Raw genomic sequence first — 17637 nt, 5'->3', positions numbered from 1 at the left:
GCATTTGAATACCGATTAGCTTGACCTTTATTATCCCATATTTTCTTGTTAATGTTAAATCTTATGTCACTGCAAAAGTCGAGTTCTCACTCATAAAAACTGAACCCATTGTAACAGCTTGGCCCTAATATCCCACTTCCACTTATTTAAAGTTTATGGTATAATCGGCTCGAACTTGATTATAGAAAGGGGACAGGTGCTTGCAAAGCAGCCGGATTGTAGAGTTAAAAATTCCCAGCGAACTCGGCTACGAAAAAATAGCCCGGGAAGCGGTGGCTACTGTTGCCCGTCGCCTGAACTTTGACGAGCAAAAAACAGAAGACATCAAAACGGCAGTTAGCGAAGCTTGCACCAATGCCATTCGGTACGGCGGCGGAGCAGATGCCCGGATGAAAGTGGTTGTGGTACTCACCGCCGATGAGGATAAACTTGATATTCTGATCAAAGACCCTGGCGCCAGTGGCACTCCCCCGGGCGTGATAGACATTCCAGATATTGACGGCATGGTGGAGGGCAAAAAACGGCTGGGCGGGATGGGGCTTTTCATTATTCGAGAATTGGTAGACGAGGCCGGATTTGTCGAAGCCGACGACGAACATGGCGGCAATCAATTTCGAATGGTTATCTACCGGATGGCCGATGATACAAAAACGCCTGAGTCTGAAAACATAAATGAATAACGTCAGTAAATCTGTTCAAGAGAGAGGGGCAATACCATGAGTGATGAAATCCAGGTCTCTATAAGAGAAGAAAACGGCGCTACAGTGATAGACCTGGTGGGCGATGTCACCACTTTTGCCGAAGATGCCATTAACCAGGCCTACCAAACCGCTTCAGCCGATGGGGCCATCAACATCATCTTTAATTTTCGGGAAAACGACTACATCAATAGCGCGGGAATTGCTATCCTCATCGGCGTGGTCACCGAGGCGCGCAAAAAAGATCAAAAACTCCTGATGACCGGCTTGAGCGTCCATTTTCAAAAAATCTTTCGTATGGTTGGTCTCACCCAATACGCCGACCTTTATCCCTCGGTGGCCGACGCTTTGTCCGCGCTCAACTAATCTCGGCCAAACATAATGTTTCACCACAAAAAAGCCACACGGGAATGGTGTGGCTTTTTGCATGCCCCATGAGCTCTCAAGTTTTCATGATCTCGGCCATCACCGTAGTAGCATAAGCCCCGGCCGGTAGTTCAAACGAAACCAACAAGCCATCGTCCCACCACACTTTAGCATGTTTTAACTTAAAACGATATGGCCGGCGCGCCCCCCGCATCTTCAAACCAGGCACCTTAAAATCATCCCTGGTTAAACCCCATTTGGCCAATACAGCCTGCTCTTGTTGACCGGGCGCGCCCTGGGCCGGTAACATCTTAGGACCAAAAAGTGGTCCGGCCGGACTGATTTCAAAGGCGTCAGCGCGAGGTTGTTCGGCCGGCACGTTTTCCACAATAAAAGCCGCGCCTTTGCCGTGAATATAAGCCACGTCGCCCTTTTGCAATTGCTCCAGGCTGTCCAGCCGTTGGGCCAACAACTCATTGAATAATTCAGACTGAAAGGCCGACACAAAAAACTGCTTTGACTTTTTATCTAACGCCCGAAAAACGCCATCAAGTTGACCTTCTGCCCGCACAATAGCGGCCAGCACGCGCCGCTCGTCAAACAGGGCGCCGGGCCAGCGAGCCAGGGCTTCGACCCAACAACCGGCATCTACCAATTGTCGCGCGGCCTGGGCAGAGGCGGACTCTTGCGGTTGGGGTCGCCCCAGGTACTCCGCTACAAATTCGGCCACATCCTGGCGAATGAGCAACTCACCCAGGCGATGTGTATTGGCACGATTACCAAAACGCTGCTCGCCAAAAAAGTTAGGCACGCCTTTTGCCGCCAGAGTAGCCAGAATAGCCTCGGCCAAGGGCAAGGCCGTTTGCGTCACCTCACGCACCTTGATCACAAAACGATTGCCGGCCAGGTGGCCAACCTTTAATTTATTATGATGCCGATTGACCTGCAAAATTTTGATCTGGGGGAGATTGAGCGCCTCAACCGCTTGCGGGGCCACATTGTCAATGGAAAAAGTTTGCCGGGTGACCGCTTGAGCATCCTTTAAACCGGCGTAACCAATCTGATGCGGCGAAACACCCAGCGCGCCCGCTATTTTTTTCCGGGCGGCATTGGACGACAAACCACGCTTTTCGATTTCAACGTAAACGTGCTGGCCCTGGCCGCTTGGCAAATAAAGGGGGATTTCTTCAACAAAAAAATCTTCCGGCTCAACCTTTAATTGTCCGCCAATACCAGGTTGGGTATGGGTGAGATAAGACAAATTTGTTCACTCCGCTTTAGCTGCGTTGGCCCGACCAAATACCGTGCCATCAGGCAAGATGGTATTATCTAACTTGGCCTCATCCAAGTTAGCCTTCCACCACAATTTGCCCGGATTTGTTCCTTTGAGGTTGGCGTTTTTCAGGTTGGCTCCGTCAAAATTGGCGCCCGCAATAATTGAACCGGCCAAATTAACGCCTTCCAGATTGGTCCAGCGCAAATCCGCCCCGCTGAAATCAACAGCGCGCAAGTCGGCGCCCCGAAAATCGGCGCCCTTTAGATTGGCTTTGGCCAGATTTGCCCGCCGAAAGATAGCTCCTCGCAGATTGGCAGCGCTAAAGGAAGCTCCCTGCAAAATAGACTCGGCAAAGTTGCACCCCATCAACGTAGCCCCCTCAAAGATAATGCCAACCAATCTGGTCTTAGAAAAGTTGCCCTCTTGAACGGTCACTCCCGTAAAATCTTTAAATCCGCTCCTAAACTGTCTGAGGATTTCTTCCGAGGTTCTTGTTTTCATTGGGCCGCTATCTCTCCGCAAAATTTGTAAGAAGATATACTCAAAAAAGTAGACACGTTAACCGGGTCTCGATAAGGGCTTAGAATTTCATAACATCCCCATTTTGTAGCTAAATCGCCTGATATTTTTAGCTTAATGGGAGAAGTCAATTAATGCTTAAGCCTAAGTTGAGAAAAAAGATTGAGGTTGTAACTATTTCAACTCAAATCATTATAATTCGATTATAACATTCTTATGTTGAAGTGCAAGTCATTCTCAGAAAATAAAAAGACCGGCAGGTGGGGGGAACCTGCCGGCTCGAGGAGGAGAGGCAAAAGGACAAAATCCTTTTGCCTCTGTCCGATGCTGCTTTATCAGGATAGCATAGCTTTAATTTACAGTATAGTGTCACTTGTCACTACCAAACAGTGACAAATGTCACTTTTATGGGTTACATCTTTTTTGGCCCAGAAAACCATTGCTTAAACATTGGGTTGGCAGTATACTATCTTTATCCAATACTTTCATCAGGGTCATTAAATGGTTGCGGTTAAAGATCAACATTCTGAAATTACCAGCAAAGATGCGTTAGAATTTGAAAGTTGGCTGGATTCGATTGCGAATGGGCGATCGCCAACGGAGATGGCCCTTATCCGCCGGGCTTGTGAAGTAGCCCAGCAGGCCCACCATGGCCAAACTCGCGCCTCCGGCGAACCCTATTTTCAACATTCATTGGCTGTGGCCAATATCCTGGCCGATCTCCGCCTGGATTACGAAACCATTGCCGCCGCCATTTTACACGATGTTCCCGAAGATACAATGGTTACCCTGGAAGAGATAGAAACAGAATTTGGGCCAAGCGTGGCCAAATTGGTTGACGGCGTAACCAAAATGGGCCAAATTCAGGAGTATCGGGGCCAAACCAGAAAGAGCAAAAAAGAACGCGCCCAGGCCGAAAGTTTACGCAAGATGTTATTGGCCATGGTTGACGACGTGCGGGTTGTGTTGATCAAGCTGGCCGACCGGACCCACAACATGCGCACCCTGGGATCTTTACGGGAAGACAAACGCCAGCGGATTGCTAAAGAAACCCTGGAAATTTTTGCTCCCCTGGCCAATCGCCTGGGTATCTGGCAAATCAAATGGGAACTGGAAGATTTGGCCTTTCGGTATCTGGAGCCGGAACTGTACAAACAGATTGCAAGAATGATTGATGAGCGCCGGATCAATCGAGAACAATACATTGAGCAGATTGTTAAAAAACTGGAAACAGAACTACGCAAACAGGGCCTTCAGGCCGACGTGAGCGGCCGCCCCAAACATATCTATAGCATTTGGCGAAAAATGCAACGCAAAGGGGTTACCTTTGATCAAATTTATGACGTGCGCGGGCTGCGGGTTCTGGTCAATAAAGTATCGGATTGTTATGCGGTATTGGGCATTGTGCATACCCTGTGGCGTCCCATCCCCGGTGAATTTGACGACTATATTGCCGCGCCCAAGGACAATTTTTATCGCTCTCTCCATACCGCCGTGGTCAGTTCCGACGGCAAAACCATAGAAGTGCAAATTCGCACTTATGGCATGCATCAAGAGGCCGAACTGGGCGTAGCCGCCCATTGGCGATACAAGGAAGGCGCAAAATCTGATCCGGGTTTTGATCAAAAAATAACCTGGCTACGTCAAGTAATGGAGTGGAAAGAAGACGTGGCCGACGCTACCGAATTCATCAACCAAGTTAAAGCCGAGGTTTTTGAAGACCGGGTGCACGTGCTTACCCCCAAGGGTGATGTGATTGATTTGCCCTCGGGCGCAACGCCCATTGATTTTGCCTACTATATTCACACCGAAGTGGGCCATCGCTGCCGGGGGGCCAAAATCAACGGCAAAATTGTGCCCTTGAATTACCAATTAAAAAACGGGGACCAGATAGAAATTCTAACCGCTAAACGCGGCGGCCCCAGCCGCGACTGGCTCAACAATCACCTGGGTTATATCAAAACCGGGCGAGCCAGGGCCAAAGTTCGTTATTGGTTCAAGTATCAAAATTACGAGGAAAATGTTTCCCAGGGCCGCAATATTCTTGACCGGGAATTACATCGGCTGGGAGTGCTGGAAGTAAATTACGAAAAGCTGGCGCATCGTTTTAACTTTGACAAGGTTGACGACTTTTTAGCCGCCATCGGCCGCAGCGACATCAGCATGTCGCACATTATCAATGCCATTAACGATGTGGTTGAAGCAACCGCAGCGCCAGAAGAAGAGGTTTTGCATTTACCCACACCAGGCCTAACTCCGGCCACCATCACCCCCACGGATATGAGAATCCAGGGGGTGGGCAACCTTCTTACCACTTTGGCCCAATGCTGCCGGCCCGTGCCGGGCGACAATAACATTATTGGTTACATTACGCGGGGCCGGGGAGTCACCATTCACCGCCGTGATTGTCCCAACATCTTGCGTTTTGACGATGAACGGCGCGAGCGGCTGATTGAAGTTGACTGGGATATAACCGGGGATAAAACCTATCCCATTGACATCCAGATTGAGTCGTTTGACCGACCCGGCCTTTTGCGCGATATTACGGCGGTGGTAGCCAATGAAAAAATCAACCTCAGTTCGGTTAATGTGACCACCAAAAAAAAGGACCACTCCGCCACTGTATTTGCCACCCTGGAAGTAACCGGCATTGACCAACTCAGCCGGATACTGGCTCTGATAGAACAACTACCCAATGTCCTCAGGGCCAGACGGCGGACTTAAGAATGGCCAGAACTTATTCACCGCTTTACCTGGCTGCCAAACTAAATGTTCCCAACCGATCCGTGTCAACTTTAATTTTGTCTTCATCCCGGATAACCTGGTAGCCAAACTCCTCCAGATCAGCCCACTGACCATTCTGCAAGACCACAATGGTCACATTCGCCTTGCCGCCGGCGCTGGCCAAAATATCGGCCTCATAATCAAACTCAAGGCCCAACGGCTTGGAGAATTGGGTGATCTGCGTGCTTTTTTCATTGATAATGTGATCAACCTGGCAAGCCTTGATGTCTATCGGATCGGCCAGCAATTTAAGCCCCGCCTGGTCGGGAACGCCAGCCAATAGGGTCACTTCAAAATGAACTCCCTGCTCAACGGTGCCGGGCAAAACTTGGAGCCTGGTTCTAACACCCTCAAGGGAGAGAGTGGTCATGCCTTGCTCATCTACAACCTGGCTCAACGGGGGCGTGTCATCAACCGCTATCGCCAATAGCGTATTACCCCCGGCTTCAAAGGGGGTAGGCAGAGCCAAAACCCCGGAAACACGTTTGGTATAAACATTAACACTACTACATAACTTTTCCCACGACTCAGTAGCCGGATTGTACATATTAAGCCGCAATTGTTGTTCCTGAGTGGGCGGAAGCATGCCATAAGGGGCCAAAACAACTTCAGAAGGGACAAGAAGAGGCAAAGCCGGCTGCGCGGCCAGCACCAACGGCCAGCCGCTTAAAAAACTCAAACCACCGGCCCCTGGAGTTTCAACGGACCGTTGAGACACACCGGCATTGCCATAGGGCGCATTGAGCACAATGGGCGGATTGAATTTGTTGAGCGTAACGCCCTCACCCCTGATCCAGGCCCCGAAAAAGAAAGGCGAGCCTACATTACCCGGCAGCGCCGGCAACCCCGGCGGCAAACTTGAATAATAAGTTCTGACTTCGACAGGCACCGACGTAGCCCCCTGGGGAAACCACACGTAGATGCCAGGGGTATTGGGGTCTCTGGCCATCTTGTTTTGATGAGGGTCTACCTGGTCTGGGGGTGGGGAAGGGGTATCATCACCGTCGCCATCCTCGCCGGCAGGGATCTCTTCTCCATACCCCCCTATGGCCAATTCAAAAGCAAGCCAGCCTATTTCGCCCTTTGACCCTTTTAGCACCAGCACCGGCAAAAACAAAACCAGGCCCACAATAAAAAGAATAACCACCACAAAACTCAAAATTCTCTCTTTCATCGGTGTTTTCCTCCAAACTTTACCACAATTAGAATTCCACTGAGCTTACCTGATCTTACTCATAGACACCCGGAAGAATTCATTTATTCGGTTCGTAATGACTCCAGCAGGTCCGCATTAAAAGGGTTGCGTCCTGCTTCTAGCTCAATAATCCAGGCTTCTCGTCGCCGGCCATACGGTTGGTACAAACCAGTCTCTTTTGACCAGGTCACAAAATATTTAAAATCCGCAATAGCGTCGGGATAGCTTCCGGTTAGGGCATAGGCCAGACCGCGATTGTCGCGTAACGCGCCGTCGGTGGGGGCTAATTGCACGGCGTACTCGCAGGCGGGCAGCACAATTTCGGCCAAACCCTCAAGGCTGCCCTGCCAACAGATGAGGCTGTTCAGATATACATCCTGCGTCTCCCCTGCCCAATCAACAACCCGGCTATAAGCCGCCAACGCCCCCCGCCGGTCGCCGGTTTGGAGCAGGGCATTGGCCCGGTCAAACGCTGCCCCAATCGCCGAACGATGGGCCGGCAAATCCACACAAGTTTTGCGATACGCCTGCCCCGGGAAATACTGCGCCCACTCCGCCTGCGTAAAATTACGGCCGGCCGTGTCACAGGCAAGCTCAAGCAAATCTTCCGGGGGCAACGGCCAAAAACGGACGGTATTATCGTTACCGGCCGTAATCACCCAGGGTTTACTCACCCCATCCCCAGACAGAACAGAACGAATAGCCGCCGCAAAAACAGGTCTGGTGTGACCCGTCAAAACAACGGGAATCGCGGTTGAGGTGAGCGCATCCGGTAAATCCCATACTCTGGCAACACCATCACCCCCGGCGGTAATCAGCCAATAATTACCTTCCCCTTTTTCAGGTCCAATGGCAACAGCCAAAACAGGCTTGTCGTGGCCGGGCAAAACAAGGGAGTTTGTAATTACCCTTCCAGGCGAAGCCGTGCCCACAACATCCGGCAGATTCCACAGACGGGCCGTATGATCGCTGCTGCCGGTCGCCAACCAGCGACTATCGGGGCTGATAGCCAGCGCCAAAACCTTATCTTCGTGGCCCTGCAAAATAAGCGGCGCGGCCACCGTTTTGATGCCGGCCGCCGTAAAATCCACGTTCCACAGCCGGGCGGTATGATCGCTACTGGCCGTAACCAGCCAACGGCTGTTTGGGCTGATAACAATGTCGCTAATTGCACCCTCATGGCTGCGCAGAAGAATAGACGAGTCAGCCGGGTCGGACGTATCCGCATCAAGTAGGCTTACCACATTCCACAAACGCCCCGTGTTATCCCCACTGCCGGACACTAACCAACGGCTATTGGGGCTAACGGCCAGAGCCGTGATAGCCCCTTCGTGGCCAGACAAAACAAGAGGGGTCGCTGAAGCTGAACCGCTGCGTAAATTCCACAGCCGAATGGTAGTATCATCGCTGCCGCTAACCAGCCAACCATTGTCGGGGCTGATGGCGATGGTAGTGACCGCGGCAGTATGGCCGGGCAGAACAATAGGCTCAGCCGCCGCCGGAACGGACAAATTCCATAAGCTCACAGCCCCGCTCTCATCGCCCGCAACCAACCAGCGGCGGTGCGAGTCATTCGCTACATCGGAAATAGCCACAGCCGTAACCGTCGCTTCCGGGCCACCCAAAACAATGGGCGCGGGGTCTTCATGGGAGCTATCTGGAATATCCACACCCACCACGGCCGGCATATTCCACAAACTAAGCGTATTATTGCCAGTAGCGGCCATAACCAACCAGCGGTTGTCGGGGCTGGCAGCCACAGCGGTGAGGGAAGCATTGGCCGGACTACGCAAAACAAGGGGCGTAGCGGCAATAGAATCCGGGGCCTGGCCCAAATCCCACTGCCGCGCCGTGGCATCGCTGCTGCCGGTGATGAGCCAAGAACTATCGGAAGCATTTTCAGATGTAACGTTGATGGACACAGCCACAATCCCGGCTTCGTGGCCGCGCAAGATGATGGACGTGGCCGCCGGGTCCGGCGCGGTCAAATCCCAGAGCCGGGCGGTGTGATCGCTGCTGCCGGTCACCAGCCAGTGGTTATCGGGGCTGAATCCTACGGCCAAAACCGGCTCATCGTGCCCCCGCAACACAACAGGCGCAACAGCGGAACCTGCCGCGCCCCGATCCCGGCTCAGACCAAGCTCAAGCAAGGCCGGCGCATCCCACAACCGCGCCGTATTATCCCAACTGCCAATAGCCAACCAGCGACCGTCGGGGCTGGCGGCCATAACTGTGACAAAACTTTGGTTGGGCAAAACAATAGAGGGGGGGCTTGTCTCCGGCGCGTCCTGATTTCGATTTTGGTCGGGTTCAAGTAAGGCCGAGAAACTCCACAAACGGGCCGTGGCATCGTCGCTGCCGGTGGCCAGCCAGCGCCGGTCGGGGCTGATGACAATGGCCGTGATAGCCGCCTGATGGCCGCTTAAGATAGCGGACGGCGCAATCAAATTTTCCGCCGAAAAGGCACCGGCTGCGGCCAACCCGGCTCTAAGAATGGCGGAAACATTCCATAGGTAAGCAACGCCGCTCTCATCGCCGGTGACCAACCAATGATGGTCGGTGTATGCCTCAGGAGAAGCAGAGCTGATCGCCAGGGTCGTAATTGGGGACTGATGGTCAGATAAGGTAATTGAAGGTATGGCGGCCAAACCTTCGGCGGCCGAGACGTCTGTTAAGGGCAAGCCGGAGTCAAGCAAAGTGGAGAGATCCCACAGCCGCACCGTTGTATCCGCACTGCCGGTCACCAGCCAGCGCTGATCGGGGCTGAAGACGATGGCCGTGATCGCCGCGTTATGGCCGGCCAGGTCAAGAGAGGGGATCGTCAATTCTGTTTCGGATGTGTTTTCTGTCGTAAACTGCGCCGACACATCCCATAAACGGACCACGCCGCTCTCATCGCCGGTAGCCAGCCAGCGTTTACCTGTATCCCCGGCCAACGGCGCCGGGCTGAAGGCAATGGTGGTGAGGGGCGACCGGTGACCGGACAGAATAAAGGGAGCGCCGGTTGCTCTTGGGGAAGAAGAGACGGGAGGCAGGGACCACAGGCGGGCGATGGCGCCGCTGGCCGTAACCAGCCAGCGGTGGTCAGGGCTGATGGCCATAGTCGTGAGCAGGTCATCCTGGCCAATCAGGCTGCGCCCGCCAGAATCGGCCAGATTTTGGCGGAGGGCATTTTCGGCAGAAGGCAGGGGAGGGGCACCGGCCTGCAAATTAATATTCAAGGCTTCGGCGGCCAGCAGCAAACTCCGCTGTGGATAATGTTCAAGGGCGGCTGTCTGCGCTTGGGCCGCCAATTGCCCGGCGCGAGCCTGCCGGGCCGACTGTTCGGCTTCGTTTTTGGCCGCCACGGCTTCGGCCTGGGCGGTTTCCGCTTCCAGGCGCCGGGTTTCGGCAACTTGCTCCGCCGCCAGAGCCACAGCGGCTTGCTCCCGGGCAAGTTGTTCGTTGACCCCGGCGCGTTGCTGCTGAGTCCAGGCCAGAATGGCGGCTGCCAGGGCCAGTAAAAATACAACTGCCAGAGCCAGGGCCAACCGGCGCAAACGACGGGTGGCTCTGGCTTGCTCTTCGGCTCGCCGACGCTCGGCTTTGGCCAAAGCCTGGGCCTGCTCCAATTCACGCTGACGCCGGGCTTCCAGCGCTAATAGCTCCTGATCCCGCAACTGCACGCTGGCCTGCAAAAATTGCTGTTCCAACACATTCAGTTCGCCGCTATGCGCCTGGCCCCATTCTTCCGCTTCGGCCAGCCGCGCCCCGCGATAGAGGTAGCTTGCATCGTGGTCAAATCGTTCCCACTCGGCGGCGGCTTCGGTTAGCCGCCGGTGCGTGCGCAGAGATTCACGATCTCGGTCAATCCACTGCCGCAAGCGCGTCCAACCCCGGATGAGGGCTTCGTGGGCCACGTCAACGTACTCCCAGCCGGTGTCGGCATCTCGGCTGGTGGTAATCAAGCGGGCATCGGTTAGCCGCTGGAGCACCCGCTCTACGGTTTGGGCATGAAGGTGGCTATCGTCCGGCCCGGCCCGGCCCGCGCCCAAAAGCAGTTCGCTCCGCCGCGCCCGCCGCCGGGTGTCTTCGGTGCCTTCGCCCGGCTGGGTCAGGCGCAGCATCACCTGCCGGACAATGGTTTGTTCGGCGGGGCTAAAACTCTGGTAAAGCATGTCGGCCCGCCGGGCAATGGCCCCGGATACGCCGCCGCTGGTCTGATAGGCCCGCAGCAGCAGCAGAGGACCGTACCTGTTTTCCCACAATTCTAACAAGGCATGCTGCAACAGCGGCAAAGCGCCCGGCTGGTCGGCTACGTCGGCCAGAATGGCGTTGATCAGGCCCGCTTCAAAACGCAGCCCTACGCGCAGGGCCGGTTGCTCAATAGCGCGCCGCAGTTCGGCCTCATTCATGGGGCCAACCAAAAGCTGCTGCGCCGAAATACGGTTAGCCAGATCACGGTGGGCCGCGCAACGATGGTAGAAGTCGGCCCGCATGGTCAAAAGGACAATGACGCGGCCCGTGTTAACCGCTGCCGCATAGAGCAGGTTTTCAATAAAACTCTCCCGCTCGGCCTCGTTGCGACAAAGGGTAAAAAGTTCCTCAAATTGATCAATCACCAACAGCAGGCGACATTCCGGCGCGGTTCGCCACCAGGCCATGCGGGTCAACAGGTGGAGGGTGCGCCCGTCAACGGTCAATTGTTTGAACAGGCGATTTTTGGCCTCTGATCTTTCTTCACCGCCCAGGATGGCGGCCAATTGCCAGGCTAATTCTTCCAGAGGACGGCTACCGGGCTTCATTACCCGGATGACCCACCGGTCGCTGCCTGGCAATACCCCCAGCCGCAGGGCCGGAATCAGCCCGGCCTGCACTAACGAAGATTTGCCGCTGCCTGAGGCCCCCAGCACTGCCAGAAAACGGCTGGTTTGGGTTTCTCCCGCGGCTGTCGCAGTAAGTGTTTGTTTTAACTTTTCCGACAAGCGGCCGATCAGGGCTTCGCGGCCAAAATAAAACTCGGCATGTTCCTCTTCAAAAGCCTGTAACCCCCGGTAGGGACAACGGCTGTCTGTGGGCGGCGCCAATTCTTCGCCAAACAGGGCCGCCGGGGCCACAATATCTTCCACCGCTGCCAGCAGCTCTTGCGCCGAAGGGTAACGGTTGGCCGGATTTTTGGCCAGCGTTTTGTGGATGACTTCTTCAATGGCGGCGGGCAAATCCGGGTTGAGTAGGCGTGGCGGGGGCGGGGTCTCGGAGATATGCTTGAGGATTAGGGCCACTGCCGATTTGCCGCTAAAGGGCAACGCGCCGGTGGTCAACTGGTACAACATCACGCCTAACGAATAGACATCGCTGCGCATATCGCCCAGCTCCCCGGCGCACTGCTCCGGCGACATGTATTGGGGCGTGCCGCTGACCGAACCAGGGGTGTCCAATCGTTCCGCGTCCACGATTCTCGACAGGCCAAAATCGGCCAGAACAGGCTGGCCCTGCTCGGTGAGCAGAACGTTGGCCGGTTTTAAATCCTGGTGGGTAATGCCCTGGGCGTGGGCATAAGCCACAGCCCGGGTGATTGCCTGAAAAAGATGGAGGGCTTCCGCCAGGGGCAGCCGTTCTCCTTTGGCCTGGAGAGCTTGTAAGCGACTCTCCAGCGTTTCACCCGGCACAAACTCCATGACCATGTAAAAGACGTCGTCCTCAACATCAAAATCATGGACCTGCACAATGGAGGGATGGCGCAAGCCGGCCACAATTTTAGCCTCGCGTTCAAAACGCTTGACCGCATTCGGGTCGCGCATCAGGTAAGAGTGAATGGTCTTGATGGCGACATTTCGCTCAAGTCCTGGTTGGAAGGCTTTGTAGACCGCACCCATGCCGCCGCGGCCCAGGAGGGTTTCAATTTTATATTTACCGAGTTGTTTATCGGGCCGGTCGGTCATTATCTACCTGCCATTTCAACAAAGGTGGGTTGGCGTCGCCAGAGGGTGAAATGCTCGATGGTTGTTTCCAGGTAGTAGTGGTTGTTGAGATAAGATTTGAATTCCGGGAAGTCGTTCAAAAATTGGCGGGAGGTTTTGGGCATCAGATTATTGACGTCCTGGTCCAAAATCAGGATGTAGAGGGGAGGGTTGGCTTGGAGGGCTTGCATGAACTCGGCCCGGTACGCCTGCTCTACTACGTTCTCGCGCCCGCGAGAAAGGGGATAGTTATAGCCAAACCGGGTGGGAGAGGGTCGTCCGCTGAGATAGTTAACCAATACCTCAAAACCCCAAACCAGCACCGGGTCTTGAGCCGTGGTGCGGGCGGCGAGGTATTGAGCTACTTTTTGGTCGGCTTTGAAGGAGAAGTCGCCCCAGCCGTAGGTGCCAAAACCCTCATAATAGGTGTCCCAGGAAGCATAACCATTAACGCGCAAAGCCCAACGCAAAATGGACTGGGTGGGGGTTATCAAGGCCAGGATCAAAACCAGGGCGATGGTGGCAGTGGCGAACCACTGATAAGAAGCTGAGACTACGTTTTTTTGGATCCACCCGCCTTTTAAGTGCGCCAAACCTACACCAGCCGCCAAAGCCAGGGGGCCATAAAACAACAACCAATGATAAGGATAGTATTTTTCTTGAACCAAAACACACAGCAGGGCCAGAACAGTCCAGGTGATGATGACGGCCGCAGCGGGCCGTTGTTGCGACCACAGGACGGCGATCCCCAGCGCGGCGGGCAGCAAGGTAATGGCTACCCAACCTTGCTGCATAAAGCCAAGCACCAGCAAGGCATGGTCCAGAAAACCATAAGCATGCGCCAGGCGATGCACCGAACCGTTGAAAACAAATTGGATCTGCAGCAGGTCGGCCAGCGCGCCCTGGTAGGCAAACCAGGCCAGGGTGAAGGCAATAACCAGACCACAAAAGGCGATCCCAACCAACACAGGCCAGACGAAACGAAGCCGGGAAGATTTTTTGTCGGTAGGGGATAGGGGTTGCGGCAGTCCAATTTTTGGAGCAAATAGTGAGCCGGAGAGAGGGGATATAACAACCAATAAAAGGAAACCGGCATAGATAGGTTTCACCAGGCAACAAAGCCCAATCATTGTTCCGGCGATAGCGGCTGACTTCAGGCCAATAATTTCTCCTTTATTTATGAGGCAGGCTACAGCGACAGCCAGCAGCATCGCCGCCCAACCGTCGGGTTGAGCCGTCATCCAATAGCCGCCGCCGGCATACCAGAGGGTAAAAAGAGCAACGGCCAGACGGGCGGCGGTGTTATTGGATAGTTTGCCGGCAATCCGCCACAGGGCGGCCAAACCCAGCGCCAAAAAGCAGAGATCCAACAGCCTGATCCCCCACATGGTTCGGCCAAATAAAAATTGAGCCAAGGCGTAAACATAATGCGGGGCAGGGCCTTTGACCTCCCAAGCGTCTCGATAGGGTGTGCCGCCGTTCAGAATAACATCGCCAACCCAGGCAAAGATGCCTTGATCATGGCCAAAGGGCCACCATAACGAGCTAATGGCCCAGGTAAGCATGAAGGCTACTAAAGCTAACCAGGGTAAATCTTTCTTCACCATAAGTTGACTCCCCCAACAGATCGGCCAAAAACAAAAACTGCTTCCGCGCCAATGCGGGAAGCAGTTTTGACCGATAACAAGTCCATACTTCAACGGGGTAATCAGATAAAGCTGTTAAATTGCCACTGCTCCCGCACGGGGCACTCGATATAGTATTAATAATTATATCATTAAATAGCCAAGTTGGGGCAGTTTTAGTACCAATTTATCATGGGTTGATTTCTGATGCATTGTGGGTGGGTGAACTGGCGAGGTAGGTTTTTTTCATTCCTGCATCTATAATTTTAGCCTACCATTGCCGCTGCTGTTTGGCCTTTTTTTCGTCGCAAAAAGAACTTGGTGACCTCGGCGGTAATAGGCGCGATAAACATAAACGGTAGTATCACCAACCAATCGCCTAAACTTAGAGGTACCGTGCTAAAGAATGGTTGTAGAAACGGCACGTAGAGCACTAACAACATCAACAGCATTGAGGCAGATGTAGCCAGCACCATCCAGCGATTTGTGAAAATACCAATGGAAAATATTGACTGATGTTCAGAGCGAGAGGTGTAGGCTCGCAGGAGTTCCGAACAGACCAGGGTGGTGTAAGCCATCGTTTGAGCTGGCAAAAGCTGGTTGGGGAAACGAGACAGAGCGATCAAAAAAACACTCAAAATGGCAACTGTGTCGGCCAGAGAGACGGCAGCAATACTAATAGCCATATCACGGTTGATGACCGGTTCCCGGGTAGGGCGGGGCTTTTGCTTCATAATGTCAGCCTCTCCCTCCTCCAGTCCCAGCGCCAGCGCCGGCGCGCCATCGGTGACCAAATTCAGCCAGAGCAAATGAATGGGCCGGAAGGGAATGGGCAGTCCCCCTAACATAGAAAAGAAAATAATCAAAATTTCGCCCACGTTACAGGCAAGCAGGTAAAACACAAATTTACGAATATTGGCATAGATCACCCGGCCCACTTCAATGGCCGACACAATGCTGGCATAGTTGTCATCGGTCAGCACCATGTCTGCCGTTTCTTTGGAGACATCGGTGCCGGTAATGCCCATCGCCACGCCAATATTGGCCCGTTGCAAAGCAGGCGCGTCGTTTACGCCATCCCCGGTCATAGCCACAATGTGGTGCCGCGCCTTGAGCGCCTCTACAATTTTAACCTTGTGCTGGGGTGAAACCCGGGCATAAACTTCTACCTGCTCAACAATGTCCACAAACGCCTCATCGCTGATTTGATCCAGTTCCGCCCCGGTAAGCACTTTCCCCTGCGGCGATAACAAGCCAATTTCTCTGGCAATGGCCACCGCTGTATCCCGATAGTCTCCGGTTACCATTGCGCTTTTTAGCCCGGCTGTTTTGGCCACCTGAACTGCCTCTTTCACTTCCGGTCGGGCGGGGTCAATCATTCCTAGCAGGCCAATAAAAACTAAATCCTTTTCTACAATATCCGGCGAAGGTTCTGCCGGTAATTTCGCTAAGGGCCGGCAGGCCACACCTAACACCCGCAGGGCCTGGCGAGCCATATCCTGATTGGCGGCCAATATCTCCTGACGTTTCTCTTCAGTTAAAGGTTGGACCTGACCATCTTCAACAAAAGAGGCGCAATACTCCAGCACAATGTCGGGCGCTCCTTTCACAAAGGCAATCAGCGGCCTATCACCAAAGATAGAGGCCGGAATTTGTTTGTTCGACGTTTCAACTTGGTGAATGGTAGTCATGCGCTTGCGTTCTGAGTCAAAGGGGATTTCCATTACCCGGGGTAAAATCTTTTCCACTTCCAACCGAGACAGTCTCGCCTTGCCCGCTGCCGTTATCAGCGCCCCTTCGGTTGGATCACCGACTATTCGCCAGGCGCGATCCTCTGTTTCTGCCCCCTCTTCCAGTCTGGCGTCGTTACACAACAGCCCTCCGTGCAAAAGAAACGAAACCATCATATCCGTGCGAGGATCAAAGAGTTGCTCTTTATCTGTGTTATCTGAAACGTAAAAGAATTCCCCAACAGGATTGTATCCCTCCCCTGTCACCCGGAACACCTTTTTATCCACCCATCCCCTCACCACCACCATCTCATTCTGGGTCAAGGTTCCGGTCTTGTCCGAGCAAATTACCGTAGCGCAACCCAGCGTTTCCACGGCCGGCAGTTTCCGAATTAGCGCATGGCGGCGGATCATCCGCTGCATGCCCAAAGCCAGACAGATGGTTACTACCGCCGGCAATCCCTCCGGCACAGCCGCAATAGCCAAGCTTACCGCAACCAGAAACAGTTCGACAATTTCATGCCTGTTTCCTCTCAGGTAAGTGGCTATCCCTTCGGTAAAGGCAACCATCAAGCCGGTATCGCGCAGAATGCCAATGACAAAGATGATGGCACAAATCGTCAGAGCGATGATGCCCAGCCATTTACCCAGTTGATCCAGTTTTAATTGTAAGGGAGTAGCTTCATCCTCATAAGTTTGGAGCATCTCGGCAATAAGTCCAATTTGAGTTTGCATCCCTGTGGCTGTCACCAGCCCCTTGCCCCGGCCATAGGTGACAATGGTGCCCATAAAGGCTGAGTTTGTCCGATCCCCCAGGGGAATATCCGCTTCCAATACCAACTGGGCATTTTTGTTTACCGGCACCGATTCTCCGGTCAGTGCCGCTTCCTCTATCTTCAGGTTGACGCTTTCCACCAGGCGCACGTCTGCCGGAACATAGTTGCCTGTGTCCAGCACCACAATATCCCCGGGGATCAAGGCCCGGGCCGGAATCGTGATCTGACGGCCGTTACGGATGACGCTGGCGTTAGGCGCGGCCATTTTCTTCAGGGCGGCCAGGGCTTGCTCTGCTTTGGATTCCTGAACGACTCCCAGGGTAGCATTCAACACCACAATCGCCATAATCGCCGAGGCGTCAATATATTCCCCCAGAACCAGGGAGATGGCGGCGGCTACAACCAAAATAATAACCAGAAAATTGTTGAACTGATCAAAAAGCAGTTTAAAGAAACCCGGGCGGGGGCGTTCCATTAACTCGTTGGGACCATATTTTTGCAGCCGGGACTGGCTTTCATGATCGCTCAGTCCGCGCTGTAGGTCGGTCTCAAATTCACTCGCTACGCGCTCAATAGAAAGGCTGTGGGTTTCAGAGACTTTCATTCAACAAGCTCCAGTCAGTTTTTACACTTAAGGTTATCGGGATGGTTCATCTCTTACGAATAGTTAAGTTGACACTTTTCAAATAGGCGAAAATCTATATGAGTGTTAATCCAAGAAAATAACCT

9 protein-coding genes are annotated in these 17637 nt (G+C 53.7%); 3 read left to right on the top strand and 6 right to left on the bottom strand.

The window, feature by feature from the left end:
* Positions 1–200 precede the first annotated feature (200 nt).
* On the top strand, positions 201–680 hold the full coding sequence (locus JW953_02680; protein MBN1991581.1) for an ATP-binding protein: 480 nt from the start codon (positions 201–203) through the stop codon (positions 678–680).
* 36 nt (positions 681–716) lie between these two features.
* Positions 717–1064: an STAS domain-containing protein gene (locus JW953_02675; GenBank protein ID MBN1991580.1), complete on the top strand. Its 348-nt coding sequence runs from the start codon at positions 717–719 to the stop codon at positions 1062–1064.
* A 76-nt stretch (positions 1065–1140) separates the two neighbouring features.
* On the opposite strand, the gene truD is transcribed toward JW953_02675, so the two are convergent.
* Together truD and JW953_02665 are read right to left on the bottom strand one after the other, a co-directional pair.
* The gene (truD, locus tag JW953_02670) at positions 1141–2325 is read right to left on the bottom strand and encodes a tRNA pseudouridine(13) synthase TruD (GenBank protein ID MBN1991579.1); all 1185 of its coding nucleotides are present in this window, start codon (positions 2323–2325) and stop codon (positions 1141–1143) included.
* A gap of 6 nt (positions 2326–2331) precedes the next feature.
* Positions 2332–2841, bottom strand: a complete 510-nt coding sequence (locus JW953_02665; GenBank protein ID MBN1991578.1) for a pentapeptide repeat-containing protein — start codon at positions 2839–2841, stop codon at positions 2332–2334.
* 519 nt (positions 2842–3360) lie between these two features.
* Here JW953_02665 and relA point away from each other — a divergent pair.
* On the top strand, positions 3361–5583 hold the full coding sequence (relA, locus tag JW953_02660) for a GTP diphosphokinase (protein ID MBN1991577.1): 2223 nt from the start codon (positions 3361–3363) through the stop codon (positions 5581–5583).
* 25 nt (positions 5584–5608) lie between these two features.
* On the opposite strand, the gene JW953_02655 is transcribed toward relA, so the two are convergent.
* From JW953_02655 to JW953_02640, 4 genes are all read right to left on the bottom strand, one after another.
* Entirely contained in the window at positions 5609–6817 is a 1209-nt protein-coding gene (locus JW953_02655; GenBank protein MBN1991576.1) for a hypothetical protein, read from the bottom strand.
* Positions 6818–6900: 83 nt separating this feature from the next.
* Complete coding sequence (locus tag JW953_02650) at positions 6901–12759, bottom strand: protein kinase (GenBank protein MBN1991575.1); 5859 nt, start codon at positions 12757–12759, stop codon at positions 6901–6903.
* The gene (locus JW953_02645; protein MBN1991574.1) at positions 12759–14384 is read right to left on the bottom strand and encodes a glycosyltransferase family 39 protein; all 1626 of its coding nucleotides are present in this window, start codon (positions 14382–14384) and stop codon (positions 12759–12761) included. Before JW953_02645 ends, JW953_02650 begins: the two co-directional genes overlap by 1 nt.
* 284 nt (positions 14385–14668) lie before the next feature.
* On the bottom strand, positions 14669–17512 hold the full coding sequence (locus JW953_02640; GenBank protein ID MBN1991573.1) for a cation-translocating P-type ATPase: 2844 nt from the start codon (positions 17510–17512) through the stop codon (positions 14669–14671).
* Positions 17513–17637: the final 125 nt, after the last annotated feature.

This window comes from Anaerolineae bacterium, assembly GCA_016931895.1.
In the GTDB taxonomy this organism is placed as follows: Bacteria; Chloroflexota; Anaerolineae; order 4572-78; family J111; genus JAFGNV01.
Note: the sequence above shows the minus strand (reverse complement) of the source record. Positions and strands in the feature narration are given on the sequence as shown.